This is a genomic window from Bradyrhizobium sp. USDA 4451 (assembly GCF_054822585.1).
This window is the reverse complement of record NZ_JBTRCH010000001.1, coordinates 4697261-4721255: the sequence shown is the minus strand read 5'-3', so window position 1 is coordinate 4721255 and position 23995 is coordinate 4697261. Positions and strand designations below refer to the sequence as shown.

General features: G+C 65.2%; 21 protein-coding genes. 4 read left to right on the top strand and 17 right to left on the bottom strand.

What is annotated here, in order from left to right; genetic code table 11:
* Positions 1–159 precede the first annotated feature (159 nt).
* The 11 genes from ACVMB0_RS21645 to ACVMB0_RS21595 all read right to left on the bottom strand — a co-directional run bounded on the left by ACVMB0_RS21645 (position 160) and on the right by ACVMB0_RS21595 (position 13324).
* Positions 160–1401, bottom strand: coding sequence for a flavin-dependent oxidoreductase (locus ACVMB0_RS21645; RefSeq protein WP_461347604.1), 1242 nt, complete (start codon positions 1399–1401; stop codon positions 160–162).
* A 286-nt stretch (positions 1402–1687) separates the two neighbouring features.
* Complete coding sequence (locus ACVMB0_RS21640) at positions 1688–2083, bottom strand: RidA family protein (RefSeq protein WP_456755669.1); 396 nt, start codon at positions 2081–2083, stop codon at positions 1688–1690.
* Between the two features lies 1 nt (position 2084).
* Positions 2085–2924: an enoyl-CoA hydratase family protein gene (locus tag ACVMB0_RS21635; RefSeq protein ID WP_461347603.1), complete on the bottom strand. Its 840-nt coding sequence runs from the start codon at positions 2922–2924 to the stop codon at positions 2085–2087.
* Positions 2925–2935: 11 nt separating this feature from the next.
* The gene (locus ACVMB0_RS21630; RefSeq protein ID WP_461347602.1) at positions 2936–3715 is read right to left on the bottom strand and encodes an SDR family NAD(P)-dependent oxidoreductase; all 780 of its coding nucleotides are present in this window, start codon (positions 3713–3715) and stop codon (positions 2936–2938) included.
* A complete protein-coding gene (locus tag ACVMB0_RS21625) occupies positions 3712–6027 on the bottom strand; it encodes a bifunctional salicylyl-CoA 5-hydroxylase/oxidoreductase (protein ID WP_461347601.1) in 2316 nt (771 codons plus the stop codon). Before ACVMB0_RS21625 ends, ACVMB0_RS21630 begins: the two co-directional genes overlap by 4 nt.
* Positions 6028–6371: 344 nt before the next feature.
* The gene (locus tag ACVMB0_RS21620; RefSeq protein ID WP_461347600.1) at positions 6372–7910 is read right to left on the bottom strand and encodes a sugar ABC transporter ATP-binding protein; all 1539 of its coding nucleotides are present in this window, start codon (positions 7908–7910) and stop codon (positions 6372–6374) included.
* Positions 7907–9028: an SMP-30/gluconolactonase/LRE family protein gene (locus ACVMB0_RS21615; RefSeq protein WP_461347599.1), complete on the bottom strand. Its 1122-nt coding sequence runs from the start codon at positions 9026–9028 to the stop codon at positions 7907–7909. The genes ACVMB0_RS21620 and ACVMB0_RS21615 overlap by 4 nt, the downstream gene beginning before the upstream one ends.
* A complete protein-coding gene (locus tag ACVMB0_RS21610; protein ID WP_461347598.1) occupies positions 9028–10731 on the bottom strand; it encodes an ABC transporter permease in 1704 nt (567 codons plus the stop codon). Before ACVMB0_RS21610 ends, ACVMB0_RS21615 begins: the two co-directional genes overlap by 1 nt.
* Before the next feature lie 8 nt (positions 10732–10739).
* Positions 10740–11162, bottom strand: a complete 423-nt coding sequence (locus tag ACVMB0_RS21605; protein ID WP_461347597.1) for an ABC transporter permease — start codon at positions 11160–11162, stop codon at positions 10740–10742.
* Positions 11163–11287: 125 nt separating this feature from the next.
* Positions 11288–12310 carry a sugar ABC transporter substrate-binding protein gene (locus ACVMB0_RS21600; RefSeq protein ID WP_461347596.1) on the bottom strand — a complete coding sequence of 341 codons (1023 nt, stop codon included), beginning with the start codon at positions 12308–12310 and terminating at the stop codon, positions 11288–11290.
* An 81-nt stretch (positions 12311–12391) separates the two neighbouring features.
* Positions 12392–13324, bottom strand: a complete 933-nt coding sequence (locus ACVMB0_RS21595; RefSeq protein WP_456755677.1) for an ABC transporter permease — start codon at positions 13322–13324, stop codon at positions 12392–12394.
* A 184-nt stretch (positions 13325–13508) separates the two neighbouring features.
* Here ACVMB0_RS21595 and ACVMB0_RS21590 point away from each other — a divergent pair, with 184 nt between their 5' ends.
* The gene (locus ACVMB0_RS21590) at positions 13509–14504 is read left to right on the top strand and encodes a LysR family transcriptional regulator (RefSeq protein WP_461347595.1); all 996 of its coding nucleotides are present in this window, start codon (positions 13509–13511) and stop codon (positions 14502–14504) included.
* Between the two features lie 202 nt (positions 14505–14706).
* Here ACVMB0_RS21590 and ACVMB0_RS21585 read toward each other — a convergent pair whose 3' ends face one another.
* The gene (locus ACVMB0_RS21585; RefSeq protein ID WP_461347594.1) at positions 14707–15081 is read right to left on the bottom strand and encodes a TIR domain-containing protein; all 375 of its coding nucleotides are present in this window, start codon (positions 15079–15081) and stop codon (positions 14707–14709) included.
* A gap of 485 nt (positions 15082–15566) precedes the next feature.
* Between ACVMB0_RS21585 and ilvD the strand changes: the two genes are divergently transcribed.
* Positions 15567–17411 (top strand): dihydroxy-acid dehydratase, encoded by a 1845-nt coding sequence (gene ilvD, locus ACVMB0_RS21580; protein WP_461347593.1) that lies wholly within the window; start codon positions 15567–15569, stop codon positions 17409–17411.
* Between the two features lie 22 nt (positions 17412–17433).
* On the opposite strand, the gene ACVMB0_RS21575 is transcribed toward ilvD, so the two are convergent.
* From ACVMB0_RS21575 to ACVMB0_RS21560, 4 genes are all read right to left on the bottom strand, one after another.
* Complete coding sequence (locus tag ACVMB0_RS21575; RefSeq protein ID WP_461347592.1) at positions 17434–17649, bottom strand: hypothetical protein; 216 nt, start codon at positions 17647–17649, stop codon at positions 17434–17436.
* Between the two features lie 669 nt (positions 17650–18318).
* Positions 18319–19368: a hydroxyacid dehydrogenase gene (locus ACVMB0_RS21570; RefSeq protein WP_461347591.1), complete on the bottom strand. Its 1050-nt coding sequence runs from the start codon at positions 19366–19368 to the stop codon at positions 18319–18321.
* A 15-nt stretch (positions 19369–19383) separates the two neighbouring features.
* Entirely contained in the window at positions 19384–20280 is an 897-nt protein-coding gene (locus ACVMB0_RS21565; RefSeq protein WP_461347590.1) for an amidohydrolase family protein, read from the bottom strand.
* A 4-nt stretch (positions 20281–20284) separates the two neighbouring features.
* Positions 20285–21250, bottom strand: coding sequence for a Bug family tripartite tricarboxylate transporter substrate binding protein (locus ACVMB0_RS21560; protein ID WP_461347589.1), 966 nt, complete (start codon positions 21248–21250; stop codon positions 20285–20287).
* Positions 21251–21525: 275 nt separating this feature from the next.
* Between ACVMB0_RS21560 and ACVMB0_RS21555 the strand changes: the two genes are divergently transcribed.
* Positions 21526–22101 carry a thiamine pyrophosphate-binding protein gene (locus ACVMB0_RS21555; RefSeq protein WP_461347588.1) on the top strand — a complete coding sequence of 192 codons (576 nt, stop codon included), beginning with the start codon at positions 21526–21528 and terminating at the stop codon, positions 22099–22101.
* 8 nt (positions 22102–22109) lie between these two features.
* Positions 22110–22712 (top strand): thiamine pyrophosphate-dependent enzyme, encoded by a 603-nt coding sequence (locus tag ACVMB0_RS21550; protein ID WP_461347587.1) that lies wholly within the window; start codon positions 22110–22112, stop codon positions 22710–22712.
* A gap of 117 nt (positions 22713–22829) precedes the next feature.
* Here ACVMB0_RS21550 and ACVMB0_RS21545 read toward each other — a convergent pair whose 3' ends face one another.
* Entirely contained in the window at positions 22830–23891 is a 1062-nt protein-coding gene (locus ACVMB0_RS21545) for a ketopantoate reductase family protein (protein ID WP_461347586.1), read from the bottom strand.
* Positions 23892–23995: the final 104 nt, after the last annotated feature.

Below are 23995 nucleotides of genomic sequence, written 5' to 3'. Positions count from 1 at the left end.
GAGGAGCCGCGAAGCGGCGTCTCGAAGGATGCACGGCCCCGCCGGTGGCCGTCGACCCTTCGAGATGCGCTTCGCGCTCATCAGGGTGACGGGTTGGACATTGCCTCCTCACTACGAAGAGTAGCAGTCGCTGCTCCGAGGCTGCTCGTTCCGGCGTCCCTACTGCCGCGCCACCACGCGCGCGGCGAAACCGGCCTTGGCGGCGTAGCCGCGCACGATCGCCTCGCGCGCCTCGTAGTTGAGGATGGTGTCGACGTCGGTGAAGCCCTGCGGCGCGAGCTGCTCGACGGCGTCGATCACGCCCTCCGGCCCGCCGCGGCGGTTGGAGGCGACGATGTCGGCGGTCATCGGCAGCCGCTGCCGCTCATAGGCCGCCAGCGCCTGGCGCGGATGCTCCGATCGCGCCAGCATGTCGGCGAGGCAGCGCGCATCGAGAATGGCCTGCGAGGCGCCGTTCGAGCCCACCGGATACATCGGATGCGCGGCATCACCGAGCAGCGTGACCCGGCCGCTCGACCAATAGGGCAAGGGATCGCGGTCGCAGCACGGATACTCCCAGAACTCCGGCGTTGCGTTGATCAGGCCGGCGAAGTCGACCTGCGGGATCGTGAAACCGGCGACATAGGGCATCATCTCCTCGCGCCGGCCGAGATTGGACCAGCCTTCGCGGCGCGGCGGCGGCGAGGTGCCGTCGCCGATCCGCACCAGCACCGCCCAGTTGGTGAGACGGCTCGCCGGGCTCGAACCCGGTGCGATCGGATAGATCACGGCCTTGGCGTTCAGCCCGCCGGCGATGATCATCGAACGTCCGGTCAGGAACGCCGGCCAGTCGGTGGCGCCGCGCCACAGCATCAGCCCGTTCCAGCACGGCCCGCCCTCGTCCGGAAACAGCGTTTGCCGCACCTTGGAGTGGATGCCGTCGGCGCCGATCAGGATGTCGCCGCGCGCCGTGTGCACATGCGCCCCGCTGCGATCGAAGAAATACGCCGAGACGCCGCCCTCGTCCTGCGTGAAGGAGCCGAGCCGACAGCCGGTGCGGATCGCGTCGGTGCCGAGCCGCTCGATCACCGCTTGATGGATCACGCCTTGCAGGCGGCCACGATGGATCGAAAATTGCGGCACCTCGTGGCCGGCATCGAGGCCGCGCTTCTCGTGCCAGACCTGCTGGCCATGCCGCGTCAGATAGAACAGCTCAAAGGTGCGGATCGCGACCTCGTCGAGCTTGTCGAGCAGACCGAGTCCTGCCAGCTCGCGGATCGCATGCGGCAGCGTGTTGATGCCGACGCCGAGTTCGCGGATCGTCTCCGACTGCTCGTACAGCTCGCAAGCAATGCCGCGCGAGCGCAGCATCAACGCAGTGGTGAGGCCTCCGATTCCGCCTCCGACGATAATCGCCTTCATCGTCCCTTACTCCACTCACAACAGGACGTTTTACGCTTGGCCTAGGGTCGCATGGCCCGTTGCCCGGCCGCAAGCGGGTTTGTGGCCTTGCCCCTCGGTTGAGCCGTGCCGGTTCGCCTTAGGATTAACATCGGCTCAGCGGATTCCTTTCTTTCCCCGTCACCCTGAGGAGCCGCGCTTGCGCGGCGTCTCGAAGGGTCGACGGCCACCAGCCGGGCCGTGCATCCTTCGAGACGCGCGTTCCGCGCTCCTCAGGATGACGGGTTTGGCAATCGCGGCGCTCTCATCAATCCGGCACCACCGCAATTGCCTGGATTTCCACCTTGGCGCGGTCCTCGATCAGGCCGGCAACCTGGATCGCGGTCATCGCCGGAAAGCGCCGGCCGATCACGTCGCGATAGACCGTGCCGATCTCCTTCAGCCGCGCGGAATATTCCTTGCGGTCGAGCAGAAACCAGGTCATCGACACGATGTGCTCCGGCCCGGCGCCGCCGGCGGCGGCAACCGCGACGATGTTGCGCAGGGTCTGGCCGATCTGCGCCACGAGATCGTCGGTCTCGAACACGCATTGTCCGTTCCAGCCGATCTGGCCGGCGATAAAGATCTGTTTGCCGCGCGCGGCCATGCCGTTGGCGTAGCCGATCGGCTTCGACCACCCTTCCGGTTGCAGGATCTCGATCATCTCAATTGCCCTCGAAGGCGGGTTTCCGCTTGGCGGCGAAGGCCTCGAAGGCGCGGCGGAAATCGCCGGTCACCATGCAGATCGCCTGCGCCTGCGCTTCGGACTCGATCATCTCGTCGACGCCCATCGCCCATTCCTGGTTGAACATCGTTTTCGTCACGCCATGCGCGAACCACGGCCCGTCCGCAAGCGAGCGCGCCAATTCCTGCGCGGCGGCGGCAAGCTCCGCCGGCGGCACCAGGCGGTTGTGGAAGCCCCACGCAAAACCTTCGTCGGCGCTCATCGCGCGGCCCGTATAGAGCAGATCGGCGGCATGGCCCTGCCCGATCACCCGCGGCAACAATCCGCAGGCGCCCATGTCTGCGCCGGCAAGGCCGACGCGGGTGAACAGGAAGGCGGTCTTGGCCTGGGGCGTCGCCAGCCGCAGGTCGGATGCCAGCGCCAGCATTGCGCCCGCGCCGGCGCAGATGCCGTCGATCGCGGCGACGATGATCTGCGGACATTTGCGCATCGCGCGCACCACCTCGCCGGTCATCCGGGTGAAGGCGAGCAGGTCCGGCATCGCCATCCGTGTCAACGGCTCGATGATCTCGAACACGTCGCCGCCGGAGCAGAAATTGCCCTCGGCGCCGGTCAGCACGATGGCGCGGACATCGGAGGCATATTTGAGGTTGGTGAAGAGTTCGCGCAGCTCCTCGTAGGACTCGAAGGTCAGCGGGTTCTTCTTGTCCGGCCGGTTCAGCGTGATGGTCGCAACGCGACCGCTCGCGTCGGTCGACCAGCGGAAGTGCTTTGCGGAATAATCCCTGAACGGACGGAGCTTTGCTTTCATCTCGGACATGATGGCTTCCTTCACCCGGTAAAGACTTCGCCGCCGGCAACCGCGACGGCTTGTCCGTTGATTGACGATGCGCCCTCGGAGGCAAGCCAGAGGATGCTGTCGGCGACCTCTTCCGGCGTCACCAGCCGCTGCATCGGATTGACTTTGGCGAGCGCGGCGCGGGCTTCCTGTTCACTGCGCCCGGTCTTGGCGACGATATTGGCGGCGGCGTCCGCCACCAGCGGTGTGTCGGTGTAACCTGGGCAGACCGCATTCACGGTGACGCCGCGCCGGGCATATTCCAGCGCCAACGAGCGCGTCAGCCCGATGACGCCGTGCTTGGCGGCGACATAGGCCGAGACATAGGCATAGCCGGTGAGACCCGCGGTCGAGGCCACGTTGATCACCCGGCCGCGGCCGCGCTGCGCCATTCCGGGCAGCACGGCCTGCGTCACCAGGAACACGCTGGAGAGATTGCTCGCCAGCATGTCGGCCCACAGCGCCGCGCTGGTCTTGTCGAACGGCGCGCTGCCGGCCTTGCCGGCATTGTTGACGAGGATATCGATCGGGCCGGCCTCGGCCTCGATCTGCGCGACACCTTTGGTCACAGCAGATTCATCCGTCACGTCGATCGAAGCGACGGCGCCCGCATGCTTGTCGAGCGACGCCGCTGTCGCCTTCAGCGCGTCGATCCGGCGTCCGGCGATGCTGACGCGCACGCCGGCCTTCGCCAGCGCGATCGCCGTCGCGGCGCCGATGCCGGAACCGGCACCGGTGACCAGCGCATGGGCGTTGGGCCAGAATCGTGTCATGCCTTGCCTCCCGCTGCGGCGCGTTCGAGATTGGCCTCGTATTGCGCCTTGCCCGACAGATACTGCTTCGGCCAGGCGATCTGTTTGACGCCGATCTTGGCGGCCTCATGCAGCGTCCAGGCGGGATCGGCGAGATGCGGCCGGGCGAGGGCGCAGAGATCGGCGCGGCCGGCGGCGATGATCGAGTTGGCGTGGTCCGCCTCCGAGATCGCGCCGACCGCGATGGTGGCGATGCCGACCTCGTTGCGGATCTTGTCGGCGAACGGCGTCTGGTAGAGCCGGCCATAGACCGGATGATCGTCGGCCCAGACCTGCCCCGAGGAGCAATCGATCAGGTCGGCGCCGGCTGCCTTGAACAGCTTTGCGAAAGCCAGCGCATCCTCGGGCGTGTTGCCGCCCTCGGCCCAGTCGTGACAGGACAGGCGCACCGACATCGGCTTGGCCTCCGGCCACACTGCGCGAACGGCGCGGAACACCTCCAGCGGATAACGCGCGCGGTTCTCGATCGATCCGCCATAGTCGTCGCTGCGGCGGTTGGTCAGCGGCGACAGGAAGCTCGACAGCAGATAGCCGTGGGCGCAGTGCAGCTCCAGAATGTCGAAACCCGCACTCGCGGCGCGCTTCGCCGCCGCGACGAACTGCTCGCGCACCTCGTCCATCTCGGCGCGGCTCATTGGCTCCGGGATCTGGCCGTCGGGCAGATATGGCACTGACGAGGCCGACACCAGCGGCCAGTTGTGGTCGGGCAAGGGCTCGTCCATGCCCTCCCAGGCGACGCGGGTCGAGCCCTTGCGGCCGGCGTGGCCGAGCTGGATGCCGATCTTCGCATTTGAATTACGATGCACGAAGTCGACGATGCGCTTGTAGGCGGCCGCCTGCTCCTCGTTCCACAGGCCGCAGCAGCCGGGTGTGATCCGCGCCTCCGGCGAGACGCACGTCATCTCGGTGAACAGCAGGCCGGCACCGCCGAGCGCGCGGGAGCCGAAATGCACCAGATGGAAATCGTTCGGCACGCCCTCCTCGGCCGAATACATCGCCATCGGCGAGACGATGATCCGGTTATTCAGCGACAGGCCGCGGATCCGAAACGGCGTCAGCATCGGCGGCGTGACGCGGTCGTTGGTGGCGGGCACGCCGTTGCGCTCCGCGAACCAGCGCTCGTAGCCTTCGAGCCAGGTCTTGTCGCGCAGCCTTAGGTTCTCGTGGCTGATGCGCTGCGAGCGGGTCAGCAGCGAATACATGAACTGCTCGGGCTCCAGCGTGTCGGCATAGCGCGAGCCGACCACCTCGAACCACTCCATGGCGTTGCGTGCGGCATTCTGGATCCGCGCCACGTCGACCCGGCGCAGCTCCTCGTAAGCCTTCAGCACGCCGGGAATGCTGTCCTTGGTCGCGCCGTGGATCTTGAACTGGTTGGTGAGCTCGATCGCATCCTCCAGCGCCAGCTTGGTGCCCGAGCCGATCGCGAAATGCGCGGTGTGGGCGGCATCGCCCATCAGCACGACATGGCTATTGCCGTTGAACGTGGTCCACTTGCCGCAGATCAGCCGCGGGAATGACAGCCAGGCTGAACCGCGCAGATGCCGCGCGTTGGAGACCAGATGGTGCCCCTCGAGGATTTCACTGAACACGTTCTCGCAGAACGCGATGGAATCGCCCTGCTCCATCTTGTCGAGGCCGTGCGCGAGATAGGCCTCCTCGGTGGTCTCGACGATGAAGGTCGCCGCACCCTCCTCGAACTTGTAGATGTGCGCCTGGAACCAGCCATGCTCGGTCTTGCGGAAGTCGAAGGTGAAGGCATCGAACGGCCGGTTGGTGCCGAGCCAAATGTAGCGGTTCGGCCGCATCAGCATATCGGGCTGGAACGCCTCGACGTACTTGGCGCGGATCTTCGAGTTGACGCCGTCGCACGCCACGATCAGGTCCGCGTCAGGGAATTCGAGATCGGAATTCACCTCGCGCTCGAAGATCAGTTCGACCCCGAGCTCCTCGGCCCGCGCCTGCAGGATGTTGAGCAACCGCTTGCGGCCGATGCCGACGAAGCCGTGTCCGGTGGTGCGCATACGGCGGCCCTTGATCAGGACCTCGATGTCGTCCCAATGGTTGAAGGCCTGTTCGATCGTGTCTGATGTGACCGGATCCCATTTGCGCATGTTGTCCATGGTCGCATCCGAGAACACCACGCCGAAGCCGAACGTGTCGTAGGGCCGGTTGCGCTCGACCACGGAAATCACGTGGGTGGGGTCCAGCATCTTCATCAGGATGCCGAAATAAAGCCCGGCCGGCCCGCCTCCAATGCACACGATCCGCATGGCGTTCTCCCGTTGGCTTCGGCGGCCGGGCAGGCATCCTCCCTTCGGCCGATACGGCATATTATTTTATACTTAAAATAATTGTCAAGGGCGGGATGGGCCGCGCCCCCAGCTGTCGTCCCTGCTCCCGTGCGCAATTGCGCACTAGGCAGGGACGACGCCGAATATGGGGCGACTGGCACCATCCACTCGTCATTCCGGGGCAGCCCGAAGGGCTGAGCCCGGAATCCATCAGGCCGCATCATGCGCGGCCGAACGGTTTCCGGGCTCGTGCTTCGCACGCTCTCAAGTGCGCAATTGCGCACCGGGGAATGACGATGGGGAAAGGCCGAGTGTTGCGGCCTTCAATGCACCGCGGCGTACAGGATCTTGTCCTGGGTCGCATCCGCCGCGTCGAACTCGGCGACGATGCGGCCGGTGCGGGCGACCAGGATGCGGTCGGAGACGGCGAGGATCTCCGGCAGGTAGGACGAGATCACCACCACCGCCTTGCCCTCGTCGGCGAGGCGACGGATTTCGCCGTGGATGTGCGGGATGGTGCCGACATCGACGCCACGCGTCGGCTCGTCGAAGAAGATGATCGAGGGTTCCTGCACCAGCGTCTTGGCCAGCACCACCTTCTGCTGGTTGCCGCCGGATAGTTCGATGATCCGCGCCTTGCGCTGCAACGCGCTGATCTTCAGCCGGTCGACCCAATAGTTGGCGAGCTTGCTGCGCCTGGCGCGCGACAGCAGGAAGCTCCAGCCCTTTCGCGTGGCAAGGCTGCCGATATAGACGTTGTCGTCGACCACCATGGTCTCGAAGAAGCCGTTGGCCTTGCGGTCCTCGGTGATGTAGGCGATGCCGTCGTTGATCGCCTGCCGCGGCACGCGGTAGCGGATCGGTTTGCCGCGCAGCCGGATGGTGCCGCCATTGACCAGATTGCGCTTCAGCGCGCCGTACACGATCTTGGCGATCTCGGTGCGGCCGGAGCCGATCAGGCCGGCGATGCCGACCACCTCGCCGGCATAGACCGAGAACGACATGTTCTTGACCGCCATGCCCATGGTGACGTTCTCGACCGTCAAGACCTTCTCGCGGCGCTGATGGGTCTTGGCCTTGCCGCCATAGACCGCCTGCGCCACCTCGCGGCCGACCATGTGCTGCACCAGCGCATCACGCGTCAGCTGCCTGGCGGGCGCCGTAATCACCAGCTTGCCGTCGCGCAGCACGGTAATGCGGTCTGCGATCTGCAGCGACTCTTCCAGCGCATGCGAGATATAGATGATCGAGACGCCGCGGGCACGCAGGTCGCGCACCAGGTGGAAAAAGTGGACGATCTCCTCCGGCGTCAGCGAGGCGGTCGGCTCGTCGAAGATGATGATGCGGGCCTTGTTGTAGATTGCGCGGGCGATCTCCACCATCTGCTTCTTGGCGGTGCCGAGCAGCGCCACGGGCGTCGCCGGATCGACATGGAAATTGAGCGACTGCAACAGCTGCTGGGCCTGGATGTTCAGCGTCCGGAAACGCGTCAAGAGCTTCTCGTTGCCGAGCTCGATGTTCTGCGCCGCGGTCATCGTCGGCACCAGGCTGGTCTCCTGATAGACCATGCAGATGCCGGCATTGAGCGCGTCGCGCGGCTGCTCGAAATTGGCGGGCTTGCCGTCGAGCAGATAGTCGCCGGAGGTCAGGTTGATCGCGCCGGCGATCGCCTTGCACAGCGTCGACTTGCCGGCGCCGTTCTCGCCGACCAGCGCATGCACCTCGCCGGGATAGAGATCGAAGTTGACGCCCTCGATGGCGTGGACGCCGCCATAGATCTTGGAGCCGTTCGAGATCCGCAGTACCGGCTCGCGGGTTGCCGATTGAGGCGCGGGCGTTGCCTGCATCACACCGTCATTCATCGCAGGTCTCCCGTGTAGCGCAGCAGGCGCCCCGCGCCGCGCGCGGCGATCACGATGCCGGCGGGCGTGGCGCAGGCGGCGGTGATGCCGTGAAAGCGGCCGCCGGCGCGGCTATGCAGGCTGTCGACCGCATCGCCTTCGGCGTCGAGATGCACCAGCAGGCCGTAGGAGCGCGGCGGCGCCCACGGCTTCTGGATGCCGAGCGCCTTGACGCTGCCGATCTGCATCGGCTCCAGGCAATCGCTGCCGCCGGCCAGTGCCGGCGCCACCCAGTAGTCGGGCGGCATCGTCGCCATCATCTCCTCGCGGAAATCGTCTTCCTTGAGCACGAACTCGATCAGATGGGTGCGGCGGGCGAACATGCCGAGCAGCAGACCGCCATGGCCGTCCGAATGCAGCCGCGCCGGATAGCCCGGCATGTTGGTCGCGACGAACTCGCGCGAACCAAGGCCGTTGCCGCCGAGCGCGAACCGGCTGTGCCGATGCGCCCAGCTCTCGGTGAGCCACAGGCTGTTGCCGTCCGCAGACACCATCACGCCATAGGGGTACGGCAGATCGCGCAGCAGCACCTGCGGATTGTCGAGACCGGCGCCGCAGCTGATCAGGCGGCCAGCGGCGCGTTTCTCCATCAGATCGTGCCGCCACTCGCTCGGCCGGCGGCCGACACTGCCTTCGACGGCATAGATGCGGCCATCGGGTGCGGCTGTGACGGACAGCAATCCTGTGAGCGCGCTGCCGCCGGCCGACTCCAGCCAGCGCGGCGCGGGCTTGGCCTGATCGATCGCGGCAAGGCCCCTGCCCGCGACGCACACCAGCAGGCGGCCGTCCGGATGCAATGCGAGCCCGCCGGCATCGTCCTCGAACTCGGCAACGAGCGTGCGTGTCGAGAAATCCGCGCCGCTGAGCTTCAGCACCCGCCGGCCGGCGGACACATAGACCGCATCGTCGCCGGCGGCGATGACGTCGTCGACGCCGGGCAGCGGCTCGCCGATCGGCACAGCGGAATCGAGCCGGTCGTTCGGGCTAAGCGCACCGTCGAGCGGCGGGATCGCATTCTGGCCGCCGTCGCGGTCGATGACGCTGCGGATGTCGCGCAGCAGATGATCGAAGAATCCCATTATGTCGTCACCCTGCTCTTTGCGCCCCAATACGCGTCGTGGCCGGTCCAGCTGTCGTCGACGCCGTCGAGCTTGATGCGGCCGATCCGGTTGTTCTCGAGCCCGCCGAGATAGAGGTAGCCCTTGTGCTCGCGCATCGAGGTCAGGGTCGAATGCGAGATGCCGGTCGGGTCCCACCAGGATTCCAGCGCCTCGCCCTGCTCGTTGAACTTGAGTACGCAGCCATGGTTGAGCGCCGGTGCCAGCCACTCGTCGGTCGGCACCTGCTTGACCATGCGCAGCCGGAATCCGGGCTTGCGGCACGACAGATCGAAGGTCGGCGTGCGGATACCGACGAGCGCCAGCCAATAGGTGCCGTCGGAGGCACGGTTGATGTTATCAGGGTTGCCCGGCAGCTCGTCGATCAGCACCTCGGTCTTGCCCTTGTTCGGGCCCTCGATCCAGTGCCGGAACACCTTGCACAGCGAGGTCGACGCGATCAGGATCGACTTGCCGTCATGGGAGACGCAGATCCCGTTCGGGAAATAGAAGTGGTTGATCACCGTCCGCGTGGTCCTGGTCGCGGGGTCGTAACAGACCACGCGGCCGTTCGGCCGGCCCTCGAGGATGTCGAGGGTGTTGGTGGTCATCTCGTAGCGTGTGGTGCAGTCGCTGAAATAGATCTTGCCGTCGGGCGCGATGTCGAGATCGTCAGCCATGCGCAGGCGGCTGTCGTCGTTCAGCTTGTACCAGGTGCGGTTGGTCTCGTCGGTGACCTTGAAGATGCGGCCGTCGGGCGCGACGCCGTAGACGCCCATGCCGGCCACGGCGACGATCAGGTTCTCGTCGCGGTCGAACTGCATGCCGAGCGGCCGGCCGCCGATATGGGCGAACACCTCGCGGGTCTCGAAGTTCGGCCCGGAGAAGCGGATCACATTGCCGTCGCGGGTCGAGCCGTAGAGCCGGCCCTGGCGATCGAGGATGACATCCTCGGGCCCTTCGACCTGGTCGACGCCGATCGCCTGCGCGTTGATCAGCCGGTCGTTCTGCGCGTAGGGCGACGCCGCGCCGGGCTGCACCGCCGGCGCCGAGGCCAGCGGCACGAAGGCCGGATTGACATAGATCTTCTGGATCGCCTTGCCGCGGTTCTTCGACCATTTGACGTCGATGCCGACGGCGGCGAGCAGGATCATGCCGGTCACCGCCGAGGTGACGTAGCCCGGGATGCCCATCCGCACCAGGCCGTTGATGAGGAGGAAGATGATCAGTGCGCCGATCATCGCCCGCCACACCGTGCCCTTGCCGCCGGCCAGCGACACGCCGCCGAGCACCACGGCGGTGAGCGCCTGGAATTCCCAGCCGACGCCGGTGGTGGAATCCGTCGAGGCCTGCCGTGCCGCGTAGAAGATGCCGCTCGCCGCGCACAGCGTGCCCGACAGCACATAGGTCATGAACAGCATCAACCGGACGCGGATGCCGGCATGGCGCGCCGCCTTGCGGCTGGCGCCGATCGCCGTGAGATGCCAGCCATAGCGCGAGCGCGACAGGAAGATGTGGCAGATCAAGAGCACCACGAACAGCGTCGCCGCGTTGACGGGGATGCCGAGCACGCTGCCGCCCCCGACGAAGTCCCAGGCGTCGCTGTCGATCGAGTTGGTCGCGAACACCTGGGCGTAAGAGGTGTTGAGCAGGTTGACCGAGGCGCGCAGGATGATCAGCGTCACCAGCGTCGTCAGGAACGGCCCCGCGTCTTCAGGAAGCCGATCAGGAAGCCGTTGATGCTGCCGAGCAGCGCGCCGACCAGGAGCGTCGCCGGCACCGCAAGGCCGACCGGCCATTCGCGCACCAGCAGGAAATACAGCGCGGCGAAATTGCACAGCGCGAAGATCGCGCCGACCGACAGATCGATGCCGCCGGTGACGAGGCAGAAGCCCATCGCCAGCGCGACGAAACCGAATTCGGCGAACAGCCGCAGCAGCGATACCGAGTTCTGCACCGAGGCGTAGTCGGGAATGGTGAGCGCGAAATAGGCCCACAGCCCGATCATCACGGTGAAGGGCACGACCGGCTCGAACCACTGTTTCAGCAACAGCTCCGACAGCAGCAGCCGGGGTGAGAACCGCCGCACCGATGCGGCAAGGGAATCGACAGCCATCGACATCGTCAACCACTCTTCTTGATTGGGCATGATCTTGCGGAAAACCGGCTCCCGGTTTTCCGGATCGTGCTTTGATCAGCCGGCGCGGGAATGCCCCCCCGCGCCGGCTGCCCCGCGCCTTGTTAGTTTTTCTTGGGTAGCGCGAAACAGTTGGCGCCGGAGGCGTTCGACTTGTCGAGCCAGATCGGCCGCGTGTAATAGGACAGGTTTTTCGTACCCGGCTTGTCGCTGGACATCAGCAGGGTCTCGGCCGCGAACATCAGGTCGTGGCCCTGCTCGGTCGCCTTGTAGCTGAGGAATTTGCTGAAATTCCCGGAGTTGACCTGGTCGCAATCAAGCTGCGAGCCCTCGCCGGAAGCGAACACCTTGACGTCGTCGATCTTGCCGGCATTGCGGATCGCCTGCGCGGCGCCCGACTCCATGATGCCCCAGAAGCCGATCGAGGCGCAGAGATCGGGATGCTGCTGGATCACGGTCGCGGTGATGTTGAGCGCGGTGTTGGCGTCCCAGTTTGCCGCCTGGTTCGACACCACCTTGATGTTGGGATCCTTGTTCAGGACATCCATGATGGCGCCGACCTGATCGACGCTGGCGGCCGCGGTCAGTTCGCCCTGCACGATCTGCACCTTGCCCGACTTGCCGGAACCGGTGCCGCAGGCCTTGACGGTCTCGTTGGCGAGCATCCTGCCGATCTCGCGCCAGTCGACGCCGACGAAGGCGCCCGACTTGTAGTTCGAGGCCATGTTGACCTGGATCACATGCGTGCCCTGGCTCTCGGCGCGCTTCAGATCCTTCATCAGCAAGGTCACGCTCGGGTTCTGCACGATCAGCACATCGGGCTTCTGGTCGACAAGCGCGGTCAGCGCCTGCTGCATGGCCGACGGATTGTTGTTGGGATCGCGCACGACGTATTTCATGCCGCGCCACGCGGCCTCTTCCTGCACCACGCGGCCCCATTCGTCCGACAGCGGCACGCCGAGCGCGATCGGCAGATAGGCGATGGTCTTGCCCTGCAGCGACTTGTCGTAGGCGGCGCGCAATTCGCGCCCGGCCTTGGTGCCCTCCTCCTGCGCCGATGCCGCGAATGGCATCGCGGCAACCGCCACACCGGCGAGCAGGATCGTCCAGAACTTGGTCGTCTTCATCGTCTCCTCCACAAGAAATGCTTTTTGATTGATTGGGATTTGTTTTTGATTGGAGCGAGGGGCGCGCTCAGTCGAGTTGTCTCAGTCGCCCTGTCGCGCGGTCTCCTCGTCGCGGGGATGCAGCCAATTGTCGAGCACGATGGCGGCGAGCAGCACCACGCCCTTGATGATATTCTGCACCTCGCTGTTGACATCCATGATGGTGAAGGCGTTGAGCAGCGTGCCGATCAGGATGCAGCCGACCACCACGCTGAACACGCTGCCGCGGCCGCCGATCAGGCTGATGCCGCCGATCACGACGACCAGCACGACGTCGAAGATCATGGTCCCCTGCGTGATCGCCATCTGCATGCTGCCTGTCGTGCCGACCCAGACCAGGCCTGCAATCCAGGCGAGCAGCGCAACCAGCACGTGCTCCAGCACGATCAGCGGCCGCAGCGGAATGCCGGTCAGCCGCGCGGCCTCGGGATTGTCGCCCTGCGCATAGATGAAGCGGCCGATCGAGGTGCGCGACAGGAACAAATGCATCGCGATCGCCGCGACCGTGAACACCAGGATCGGAACCGGGATGCCGAACAGCCGTCCGGCGCCGAGATACATCAGGCCCGGTGCATCCTTCGGCGCGTAGACCACCCAGGCCGGCGCGATCCAGAACGCGAGCCCATAGATCACGAAGCCGGCGGCCAGCGTCACGAACAGCGCCGGTGCCTCGACGAAGGCGACCATCACGCCGTTGACGACGCCGATCAGCACCGCGATCGCCAGCGCCAGCAGCACTGCCGTGAAAACAGGCATGCCGTTCTGCATGTAGATCAGCGCGATTGCCCAGGAACCCGCCATGATCGCGACCTCGGAAAGGTCGATGCCGCGGCTGATCACGATCAGCCCCATGCCGAGCCCGAGCACGCCGAGGATCGAAATACTTCGCAGCAGATTCAGGAGATTGGAGACGGTGGCAAAGCCGTTCAGCGTCAGGCCGAATACGACAAGAAGCGCGATGGTGATCAGGAGCACGATCTGCTCCTGGCTCGGTTTCGCAAACATTGCAGCCGGGCGAGATGATGCCGCAGGGACAGCAACGCCGCGCGATGGCGATTGCACGCTCATCGTTTCCTCCAGGTATTATTTTGCTTGAGACTTTAAGAGTGGCAACTCATATTCGTCAAATGCATTCGACGGATACGGATAGATTATTTCCATGCATGTACGTGACGTCGACCTGAACCTGTTCGTGGTGTTCGACGCGATCTATTCTGAGGGTGGCGTCAGCCGCGCCTGCTTCCGCCTCAACCTGACGCAGCCCGCGGTGAGCCATGCGCTGAGCCGGCTGCGCGCGATGTTCAACGATCCGCTGTTCGTGCGCCGCAACCATGTGATGACGCCGACCCCGCTGGCACGCCAGATCATCACCACGGTGCGCCAGGCGCTCAACGGTCTCGAGACCACGCTGACCCACACCGACCGGTTCGATCCGGCACGGACATCGAAGCGGTTCGTGATCGGCCTGCGCAACAATCTGGAGGCGCCGATGCTGGGTGCGCTGATCAACCGGATCAGCGCCGTGGCGCCGCTGGTCGAGATCGCCACAGTGCGCTGCGAGCGCAACAATCTGGAGCGCGAGCTCGCCGCCGGCACGCTGGATGTCGCGGTCGATACGCTGCTGCCGCTGTCGGCGGAGGTGCGGCGCGAGCAGATCCTGACCGAGCACATTGCGGTGTTCGCGCGACGTGGCCATCCCGAGCTCGGCGCGCGGCTCGACAAGAAGGCTTACTTGCGCATGGAGCATGTCTGCGTGACGTCGCGGCGCAGCGGCGTCTCGTTCGAGGATTTCCAGCTGCAGCGCCTCGGCCTGACCCGCACCGTGCGCCTGACTTGCCAGAATTTCGCGACCGCCTGCCACGTCGTGAGCCGCAGCAACATGCTGCTGACAGCGTCCGAAAGCGCCGCTTCGGTGCTGGAAGATCCCGGGCAGTTGCAGTGCTTCCCCTGCCCGTTCCCGATCAGCCCGCACGTCAACTATTTCTACTGGCACGCCACGGCCGAAGACGACACCACCAATCAATGGCTGCGCGAGCAACTGCGCGCTGCCGCAGCGCTGCTGGCCGGCAGCCGCTTCAGCAAGAAGAACCGGCGCGCGGCCAAGACGCGCCCGAAGATCGCGATCCCGATGCCGACCAGTCTCGCTGCGGAATAGCGGCCGGGCTGGAAATGGCTATTGGCCGCACCCTTTCGCGCGGGCTGGCGCCGCTTCGCTCGACCGACCTCATTTTGGAGACGGGGCTGGTGGAGTGCTCACATCCGACAACGATTGAGCTTCCGCGGCGTAAGCTGTGGCAGAATTCCGATAGTATTTTGCATTCTCCAAACCTAGCGCATAGAGCGTCTTGGCTACGGCCTCATAGTCTTAACGAAATCAAGTCAGACGTCGTGGCCGTTACACTAATTAGATCAGCGAGAGACTCCGGAATTTTGCTTTCGTGGCCCCGTAGCACGACGAGCTTTCGATCCGGATTCTCCACCATATGCGCCTTAAACAATCCGGCCTCGAATATGCAGAACGACCAATCGTAGCTATCGCTCGTGTAGTAGAGGATGAAGATGTCAGACGACAAAATCTCCTGTTCGATTAGATTTCGAAAATCTGCACCCTTGTCGAATTTCCCCGCATGAGAGATCTCGATCGCGCTTCCTGCGTAGAGTGCCAACCTGTCTCCGAATTCCTTGACCGCTGGAGTATCGGCCGGCATCTTATGACTGATAAAAATCTTCATAATATTTCTCCAGAATCAGCAATCAGGCCAATTCGCCGCCACTAAGCGGTCCTAAAATTTTGATGATGTGCGCGGGCGCAAACCAATAGCTGCGCAGTACCCACTTTGGCTTTATTAGCCACGTAACACAACTCTAAAGTGCGAAAAAGAACTGAGCACCTGGCCTTTCGGCACAACGGCCGCGCGCGATACTGCGCCCTTGCGTTCGGGACTATGTCAGGAGGATCGAACCGGTCGGACCTCCCTGCTCGGTCTCACAAGCCGCGCAAGCGTCTTGCGCCCAGACGGTGCAGCCTTGTGGTTATCTGGTGTGACGGGACCGGAAAGAACGCGATCAGCGTCGGCCGTGGCGTCACCGTCGCGGCGAGGATCGATATCAGATTGCGGGGTTCAGCCATGCGGTTCCGCGCTTGAATCGGCTGCTGGGGGCAGGCATAAGAACCCCCGTCTCCCCTTAAAAAATGCCCATAGCCCAAGGATTTATGATGCCCGCCTATCGCTCCCGCACCACCACCCACGGCCGCAACATGGCGGGTGCTCGCGGCCTCTGGCGCGCCACCGGCATGAAGAACGAGGATTTCGGCAAGCCGATCATCGCGGTGGTCAATTCCTTCACCCAGTTCGTGCCCGGCCACGTCCATTTGCAGAACCTCGGGCAATTGGTGGCGCGAGAAATCGAGAAGGCCGGCGGGGTGGCAAAAGAGTTCAACACCATTGCAGTCGATGACGGCATCGCGATGGGCCATGACGGCATGCTCTACAGCCTGCCCTCGCGCGAGCTGATCGCCGACAGCGTCGAATACATGGTCAACGCGCATTGCGCCGACGCGATGGTCTGCATCTCCAACTGCGACAAGATCACCCCCGGCATGCTGATGGCGACGCTGCGGCTCAACATCCCGACCGTGTTCGTCTCGGGCGGTCCGATGGAGTCGGGCAAGATCCTGCTCAAGGGCAAGAAGCGCGCGGTCGACCTGATCGACGCGATGGTCGCGGCCGCCGATTCCAACGTGTCGGATGAAGAGGTCGAGGTGATCGAGCGCTCGGCCTGCCCGACCTGCGGCTCCTGCTCCGGCATGTTCACCGCGAATTCGATGAACTGCCTGACCGAGGCGCTCGGCCTCGCCCTGCCGGGCAACGGCTCGGTGCTGGCGACGCATGCCGACCGCAAGAGCCTGTTCGTCGAGGCCGGCCATCTGATCGTCGATCTCGCCCGCCGCTATTACGAGCAGGACGACGCCAAGGTGCTGCCGCGCAACATCGCGAACTTCAAGTCGTTCGAGAACGCGATGACGCTCGACATCGCGATGGGCGGCTCCACCAACACCGTGCTGCATCTGCTCGCCGCTGCGCGCGAGGGCGAGGTGCCGTTCACGATGGCGGACATCGACCGGCTGTCACGAAAAGTGCCGGTGCTCTGCAAGGTCGCGCCCTCGGTGCAGGACGTCCACATGGAGGATGTGCATCACGCCGGTGGCATCATGGCGATCCTCGGCGAGCTCGATCGCGCCAAGCTGCTCACCACCGACGGCCCGACCGTGCATGCCGCAACGCTCAACGACGCGCTGAACCGCTGGGACGTGGTGCGGACCACGAGCGACAAGGTGCGCAACTTCTATCGCGCAGCACCGGGTGGCGTGCCGACCCAGGAAGCCTTCAGCCAGGACCGCCGCTTCGACGAGGTCGACGTCGATCGCGAAACGGGCGTCATCCGCGATGCCGCCCATGCCTACTCCAAGGACGGCGGCCTCGCGGTGCTGTTCGGCAATCTTGCGGAAGACGGCTGCATCGTGAAGACCGCCGGCGTCGACCAGAGCATTCTGACATTCTCAGGTCCGGCCCGCATCTTCGAGAGCCAGGACGCGTCGGTCGACGCCATCCTCACCAACAAGGTCAAGGCCGGCGATGTCGTGCTGATCCGCTATGAAGGTCCGCGCGGCGGCCCGGGCATGCAGGAGATGCTCTACCCGACCAGCTATCTGAAGTCGAAGGGCCTCGGAAAGGCCTGCGCGCTGATCACCGACGGCCGCTTCTCCGGCGGCTCGTCGGGCCTGTCGATCGGCCACGTCTCGCCGGAAGCCGCCGAGGGCGGATTGATCGGCCTGGTCGAGGAAGGCGACATCATCGAGTTCGACATCCCGAACCGCAAGGTCAACCTGAGGGTCGATGATGCCGAGCTGAAGCGCCGTCGCGCCGCGATGGAAGCCAAGGGCAATGCGGCATGGAAGCCGGCGGCGCCGCGCAAGCGCGCCGTCTCGACTGCACTCAAGGCCTATGCGGCGTTCGCGAGCAGCGCGGCGAAGGGTGCGGTGCGCATCCTGCCGGAGTAGGACCGCGCGAAGCGCGTCAGCGCTAAGTCATTTGCAAGTCGGCCGCTTCGATCCGGATGCGGTCGGCATGCAGTGACCAGTCGCACAGCGATTGTTCCTGACAGAATTTGACCTTGGCGATCTCGGTGGCCTGGCCTTCGCTCAACGCGTCGATCTCAAGCGCGCCCTGGCAGACCTCGCGCTGGCGGCCATTGCCGCCGAGCACGTCCTTCATGAAATGAACGACGAAGCGTGACATGAAACCCTCCCTGCTGGACCGGAAGAGCCGCGAGTACCGCTTTAGCACTAACGCGAAATGGGGTTGAGTTAATTCGACGCGCGCGGGTGCGGCGCTTTGCGCGGTGGAAAACTAGGCGCCGGCCTGCGGCAGGCTGGCGGCGGCGATCGCGACGATCTGCGCAAGACGGCGGCCGATTTTCGCGGGCGCGTTGCGGAGCAATGACTGGACCTGTCGCATGGCACGTTTTCCTTCGGTGCCCGGAATGGTCGGGCACGGACGGAAAATGGCGATTTCGCGCTAAGCCGTCGATATCCCAGGGAAAATAACAACGGACGCTTCGCGCGGCGGCGGTTTGGCAGTGGGTTTGTTGCCCGGATCGAGGCGTTGGCGAAGGAGATTTTCTCCCGCTTCTCGGGGCCGCCGCGTCACGCCGCCACGCTTCTCGTTTCGCTGGTAAGGGACACACCGGTGGAAGGGTTCCCCCCTTGCGGGGGCAGGATTAGGGAGAGGGGTACCGCACGGCACACTCTCTCACTTTGGACCCCCAACACGCGCGATCGAAATTGCGACGATCGGTCTTCGTCGATGCTCTCGCCCGGGGCCACCCCTCTCCCCACCCTCCCCCGCAAGGGGAGAGGAGCCTGGCCAGTGTGCTCACCCCACGAAGGCGAGAGCTACCACCGCGCCCTACCCCGGCATGAACCCGAACGCCTTCTCGAATCGTCGCGCATACGCCGGCCAGACCTCGGGATTGATGATGCGCGGCGGGCGCTTGCCGTCGAGGGCGTCGAGGATCTGCTCGGCGGCGATCCGGCCCATGTTGATGCGCGCCTCGCGGGTGACGCCGGCGGTGTGCGGGCTCGCCAGCACGTTGTCGAATTGCAAGAGCGGATGATCCGGCGGCGGCGGCTCCTTGGCCCAGACATCGAGGCCGGCGCCGGCGATGCGCTTGTCGCGCAGCGTCTCTTCCAGCGCCTTCTCGTCATGGATGAAGCCGCGCGCGGTGGTGACGAAATAGGCGTGCGGCTGCATCAGCGCGAATTCGCGCGCACCGATCATGCCTCGACTCTTGCTGTCGAGCGGACAGGAGATCGAGACGAAATCGGCGCGGCGCAGGAGATCGTCGAGCTCGACCTTTTCCCCGCCCCGCTTGGCCATCTCCTCCGCCGTCAGATACGGATCGTAGGCGATCACCTTCATGTGCAGGAGGCCCTTGCACAGCTCCGCGATGCGGCGGCCGACATTGCCGAGACCGACGATGCCGACGGTCTTGTGGTTCAGCTCGTTGCCGATCAGGTCGTTGCGATTGACGTTGGCCTCGCGCCGCAGCCGACGGTCGGACTGGATGATGCGCTTCGACAGCGTCAGCATCATGCCGAGCGCGTGCTCGGCGACCGAATTGGCGTTACCGCCGGACTGGTTGACGACCAGCACGCCCGCGGCGGTGCAGGCATCGACATCGACGGGATCGAAGCCGGCGCCGTTCGAGGACACGATCAAGAGGTTCGGCGCGCGCTTCAACAGCTCGGCATGGGCATGGAAATGCGGCGCCAGCTCGTCGCGAGCGGCGCCGATCTGATAGGCATGCGCGTCGGCGAGCACCGGCGCGAACGTCGCCTCCGGCGTCTCGTTCTCCAGGCGATCGAGCCGGACATCCGGCCGCTTCTTCAGGATGTCGACATAGATCTCATGGGCGAGGTATTTGACGTAGAACACGCGCTTGTTGTTGACGGTCATGTCTTCGAGCAGCCTTCAGTTTGGGAAGCCATAGAGTCGTGCCGGATTGTCGACGAGGATGCGGTGCCGGGTGGCGGCATCCGGCGTCCACTCCTGGAACAGCGTCAGCAGATGGCCGGCGTCGGGCATCTCGCCCTCCACGCGAGGATGGGGCCAGTCGCCGCCCCACACCAGTCGTTCAGGATTGGCCGCGACCAACGCTTCGTGGAACGGCCGCGCATCCGGATAATCCGGCGACCGCCGGCTCAGGCGATGCGCGCCCGACAGCTTGGCCCAGCACCAGCCCTCATCCACCGCGCGCAGCAGGCTCTGGAAACCGGCGGTGTTGATCCCTGCGGCCGCATCGGTGCGGCCCATGTGATCGACCACGACCGGCAGGCCGAGCGCCTTCAGCGTCGGGATCGTGTCCGGCAGATCCTTCACATCGATCCAGAGCTGCAGATGCCAGCCGAGCTCGGCCATCACGGCCGCATGCGTCTCGGCGACGCCGAGCGGAATGCCGCCGCGATAGTGCAGCTGCCCGCCGCGAAAGAAATGGTTGAAGCGCAGGCCGCGTACGCCGAGCACATGCCATTGCCGCAGCGTGCCCGCCGCGACGTCGGCATCGGCCACCGCGACGCCGCGCAGGCGAGCGGGCTCGCGCTGCAGCGCATCCAGCATCGCCGAATTGTCGTGGCCATGTGCACTGCCCTGCACCAGCACGCCACGGGTGAACCCGAGTGCATCGAGCATGCCGAGATAGCTCGCGAGCGGTGCATCCGGTGGCGTGTAGCTGCGATCGCCGGCATAGGGGAAGCGGTCGGCGGGGCCGAACACATGCGCATGCGTATCGCAGGCCTTCGGCGGCAGCTTCTCCCGCGGCGGCGTCACCGCACGTGGCGGCAGGCAGGCTGGAATCTCTGATGCAGCCATTGGCTCACTCCGCCTTCATGCCGGCGGCCTTGATGATCGGCCCCCATTTGTCGTAGTCGGCCTTGATCTTGGCGGCGAATTGCTCCGGCGTGCTCCCGATCGAAATCGCGCCGAGCTTGCCGAGACGCTCCTTCACGGCATCGGTATTCACCGCCGCGACGAAATCATGCGAGAGCTTCGCGACGAGGCCGGCCGGCATGTTGCCGGGACCAAGCAGCCCCCACCACACCTCGGTGTCGTAGCCCGGCACAGTCTCCGCCATGCTCGGCACGTCAGGCAGGAACGGCGCGCGCGACGCCGTCGTCACCGCCAGCGCGCGAACCGTGCCGGCCTGCAACTGCCCGACCGATTCCGGCCCGTTGTTGAACGACATCGGAATCTGCCCGCCAAGCAGATCATTGATCGCCGGCGCACCGCCCTTGTAGGGGATCGCACTGATCTCGATTTTTGCGAGATTGTTGAGCAGCTCGCCGGCCAGATGGGTCGAAGTGCCGTTGCCGGCATGCGCGAACGACAGGCTGCCCGGCTTCGCCTTCGCCGCGGCGATGACGTCACCGACCGACTTGAACGGCGAATCCGCGCGCACCAGCAGCACGTTCGGCGACGACGCGAGCAGCGAGATCGGCGAAAAATCCTTGAACGTATCGTAAGGCAGCTTCGGATAAAGGAACGGATTGGTGGCGTGGCCGCTCGCCACCATGATCAGGTTGTAGCCGTCGGGCGCCGAGCTCGCGATCGCCTGCGAGGCGATCACCCCACCGGCGCCGGGCCGGTTCTCGACCACGATCGACTGCGTCCAGCTCTTCGACACCTCTTCGGCCAGCGTCCGCGTCAGCACGTCGACGCCGCCGCCGGGCGGATACGGAACGAGAATGTGAACGGCCTTGGCCGGGTACGGCTGCGCGGACGCGAGCCCGGCCGCGATCATCGCCGCGACCGCGATGGCCATCCGCCAGACCCACCGGGCCATGCACGCCTCCCGTCGTTTATCGTTGCTGCCTGTATCGCATGTTGCGGCAGGCGTCAGGACCGCCGAATTCCGCAGATCGCGATGCGGCCGGGGCATGTTGACAATCACATGCACGGCGTCAAGTTTTGTGCTGCAAGCGGCTACGAGGGCGTTTTCGAGCGAAGTGGACACCGGTTCGCGTCAAGAAAACGCGTCAAGTAAGAAAACTGGAGCTCCGTTCTGATCCGATCAGAACGGAAACGGCTCCAGCAGGTCGCGCGAGCAGGGAGAGCAGGATGGCGGCCGCGGAACAAGCCTCGTCCAAGGATAAAGCCAAGGATAAGTCCCAGGATGCGGTGACCACCTGGCACGGCATCGTGCTGCAGACGCTGAAGCGGAACGAGATCAAGCTGGTGCCCTATGTGCCCGACCGGGTGCTGACCACGCTGATCAAGGACCTGCACGCCGATCCCTATTTCACGACATTTCCGACCGCGCGCGAGGAAGAGGCGGTCGGCATCGTCTCCGGCGCCTGGATGGCCGGCACCCGCGGCGCCGTGCTGATGCAGACCTCGGGCTTTGCCACACTCGCCAATGTCCTGGCCTCGCTCGCGGTGCCCTACCAAATCCCGCTGATCATGTTCGTCTCCGAGCGCGGCACGCTCGGCGAGTTCAATTACGGCCAGGCGCTGGTCTGCCGCACCATGCGCCCGGTGCTGGATTCGCTGGCGATGGAGCATCACACCATTACAAGGCTCGACGAGCTCGAATTCATCGCCGACCGCTCGATCAAGCAGGCCGTCACCACCCAGGCGCCGGTGGCGCTGATCCTCTCGCCGCTTTTGACCGGCGGCAAGACCTTCGACAAGTGAGATCAGCCATGACCAACACTCCCGCACGCAACACCAAGGTGATGAACCGCTTCGATCTCACCCAGCGCCTCGTCGCCGGGCTGACGGACGAGGCCGTGATCGGCGGCATCGGCAACACCAACTTCGATCTGTGGGCCGCGGGCCACCGCCCGCAGAATTTCTACATGCTGGGCAGCATGGGGCTCGCCTTCCCGATCGCGCTCGGCGTCGCACTGGCGCAGCCGAAGCGCCGCGTGTTCGCCCTCGAAGGCGACGGCTCGCTGTTGATGCAGCTCGGCTGTCTCTCGACCATCGCGACGCTGGCGCCGGAGAATCTCACCATGGTGGTGATGGACAACGGCATCTACCAGATCACCGGCAGCCAGCCGACCCCGGCGGCCGGCCATACCGACATCGTCGCAGTCGCGCTCGCCAGCGGCCTTGCCAACAGCTCCTGGGCCGCCGACGAGGACGATTTCGAGCGCCTGATCGAGCAGTCGAAGCAGACCGCAGGCCCAACCCTGATCGGCGTCCGCATCGACGACAAGCCCGGCACCGGCACGACACGGCGCGATCCCGTGCAGATCCGCGAGCGGTTCATGAACGGGATGGGGGTGCGGCAGCTGCTGTAGATCCTACGCATCCGTCATTGCGAGGAGCGAAGCGACGAAGCAATCCATCCTTCCAAATGCGCGGAAGGATGGATTGCTTCGCTTCGCTCGCAATGACGGTAGGAGCGGCGACTCCGCTCAATTCATCCGCAGCTCGGTGATGTGCCGCGGATCCGGCGCAAGTTCGCCGCGCTCGACGCGCTTGACGATGTCGGTCAGCGCAGCATTGGCATTGCAGGCGATGCCGAGCTTCTCGCCTTCGCGCACCACGAAACCGTTGAGGAATTCGATCTCGGTGCGACGGCCCTTCTGCATGTCCTGGCCCATCGAGGGGCGCTGCGCCGACGAGGTGCGCTTGGCATCCTTGAAGCGCTGCTCGTCGCAGGCGCGGGTTGCGGCCTCGTCGCCCTCGCCGGCGCGGGCGATCGTCTCGGGCGGCAGATGCAGGATCTCTTCCAGCTGATAGCCCTGCGCCTGGCCGACGCGGATCGCCTCGCTGCCGAGCCGGGTCGAGAACCGGCGCAGCGGCTCGCTTTGCAGCACCTCGCCGCCCGCCAGGCCGGTGCAGGCCGACAGCCCGTTGCCCATCACATTGGCGACGAGCTTGGACCAGCGCTCACCCCAGAGATTCGAGGTGACCTTGGCGCTGTCGGAATAGCCGACCAGCCGGCACACCTCCTCTGCCCGGGCGGTGATGCGGCCATGCACCTCGCCGGCGCGGAATACAGTGTGCGCCGCCCCGCCCTTGCCGGCGCCGCGGTGGATGTGGCCGGGCTCCGGCAAATTGACGGTGATGCTGCTCGCGATGCAGCCGAGCGTCTTGCCCCAGCCGACGACGCCGGCGATGGTCTCCTCGTTCATGCAGTTCTGCAGCGACACGACGTAGCCGTCCGGCGCCAGATATTGCCGGATCAGCATGGTGGCCCAGGCCGTGTCGTAGGACTTCATGCAGACGAACGCGATATCGACCGGCTTCTCCTTTGCGAGCCGCTGCGCGTCGGTGATATCAAGCGCGCGCACCGGCACCGAGAACTCGGCGACATCCATCGCGTGGGTAACGCGCAGCCCGTGCTTGCGCATGTGCGCGACGTGCTCGGGCCAGGGATCGATGAAGGTGACGTCCTCCCCCGCCTGCACCATATGCGCACCGGCGTAGCCGCCGACCGCACCGGCGCCGACGATCGCGATCTTCCGATCCATGTTCCACCCTGCTCTAGATTGGGGGCGGACGCTGGCTGCGTTCGCCGATTGCGCACCAGTCTAGGCGATCGAGCCGCCAGGCCAACCGGCCGCTTCATGAAAAA

What these genes read in the sequence shown, in the direction of transcription:
- ACVMB0_RS21645 (WP_461347604.1), bottom strand. Translation starts at nt 1,401, where the DNA reads ATGAAGGCGATTATCGTCGGAGGCGGAATCGGAGGCCTCACCACTGCG.
- ACVMB0_RS21640 (WP_456755669.1), bottom strand. Translation starts at nt 2,083, where the DNA reads ATGATCGAGATCCTGCAACCGGAAGGGTGGTCGAAGCCGATCGGCTAC.
- ACVMB0_RS21635 (WP_461347603.1), bottom strand. Translation starts at nt 2,924, where the DNA reads ATGTCCGAGATGAAAGCAAAGCTCCGTCCGTTCAGGGATTATTCCGCA.
- ACVMB0_RS21630 (WP_461347602.1), bottom strand. Translation starts at nt 3,715, where the DNA reads ATGACACGATTCTGGCCCAACGCCCATGCGCTGGTCACCGGTGCCGGT.
- ACVMB0_RS21625 (WP_461347601.1), bottom strand. Translation starts at nt 6,027, where the DNA reads ATGCGGATCGTGTGCATTGGAGGCGGGCCGGCCGGGCTTTATTTCGGC.
- ACVMB0_RS21620 (WP_461347600.1), bottom strand. Translation starts at nt 7,910, where the DNA reads ATGAATGACGGTGTGATGCAGGCAACGCCCGCGCCTCAATCGGCAACC.
- ACVMB0_RS21615 (WP_461347599.1), bottom strand. Translation starts at nt 9,028, where the DNA reads ATGGGATTCTTCGATCATCTGCTGCGCGACATCCGCAGCGTCATCGAC.
- ACVMB0_RS21605 (WP_461347597.1), bottom strand. Translation starts at nt 11,162, where the DNA reads ATGGCTGTCGATTCCCTTGCCGCATCGGTGCGGCGGTTCTCACCCCGG.
- ACVMB0_RS21600 (WP_461347596.1), bottom strand. Translation starts at nt 12,310, where the DNA reads ATGAAGACGACCAAGTTCTGGACGATCCTGCTCGCCGGTGTGGCGGTT.
- ACVMB0_RS21590 (WP_461347595.1), top strand. Translation starts at nt 13,509, where the DNA reads ATGCATGTACGTGACGTCGACCTGAACCTGTTCGTGGTGTTCGACGCG.
- ACVMB0_RS21585 (WP_461347594.1), bottom strand. Translation starts at nt 15,081, where the DNA reads ATGAAGATTTTTATCAGTCATAAGATGCCGGCCGATACTCCAGCGGTC.
- ilvD (WP_461347593.1), top strand. Translation starts at nt 15,567, where the DNA reads ATGCCCGCCTATCGCTCCCGCACCACCACCCACGGCCGCAACATGGCG.
- ACVMB0_RS21575 (WP_461347592.1), bottom strand. Translation starts at nt 17,649, where the DNA reads ATGTCACGCTTCGTCGTTCATTTCATGAAGGACGTGCTCGGCGGCAAT.
- ACVMB0_RS21570 (WP_461347591.1), bottom strand. Translation starts at nt 19,368, where the DNA reads ATGACCGTCAACAACAAGCGCGTGTTCTACGTCAAATACCTCGCCCAT.
- ACVMB0_RS21565 (WP_461347590.1), bottom strand. Translation starts at nt 20,280, where the DNA reads ATGGCTGCATCAGAGATTCCAGCCTGCCTGCCGCCACGTGCGGTGACG.
- ACVMB0_RS21560 (WP_461347589.1), bottom strand. Translation starts at nt 21,250, where the DNA reads ATGGCCCGGTGGGTCTGGCGGATGGCCATCGCGGTCGCGGCGATGATC.
- ACVMB0_RS21555 (WP_461347588.1), top strand. Translation starts at nt 21,526, where the DNA reads ATGGCGGCCGCGGAACAAGCCTCGTCCAAGGATAAAGCCAAGGATAAG.
- ACVMB0_RS21550 (WP_461347587.1), top strand. Translation starts at nt 22,110, where the DNA reads ATGACCAACACTCCCGCACGCAACACCAAGGTGATGAACCGCTTCGAT.
- ACVMB0_RS21545 (WP_461347586.1), bottom strand. Translation starts at nt 23,891, where the DNA reads ATGGATCGGAAGATCGCGATCGTCGGCGCCGGTGCGGTCGGCGGCTAC.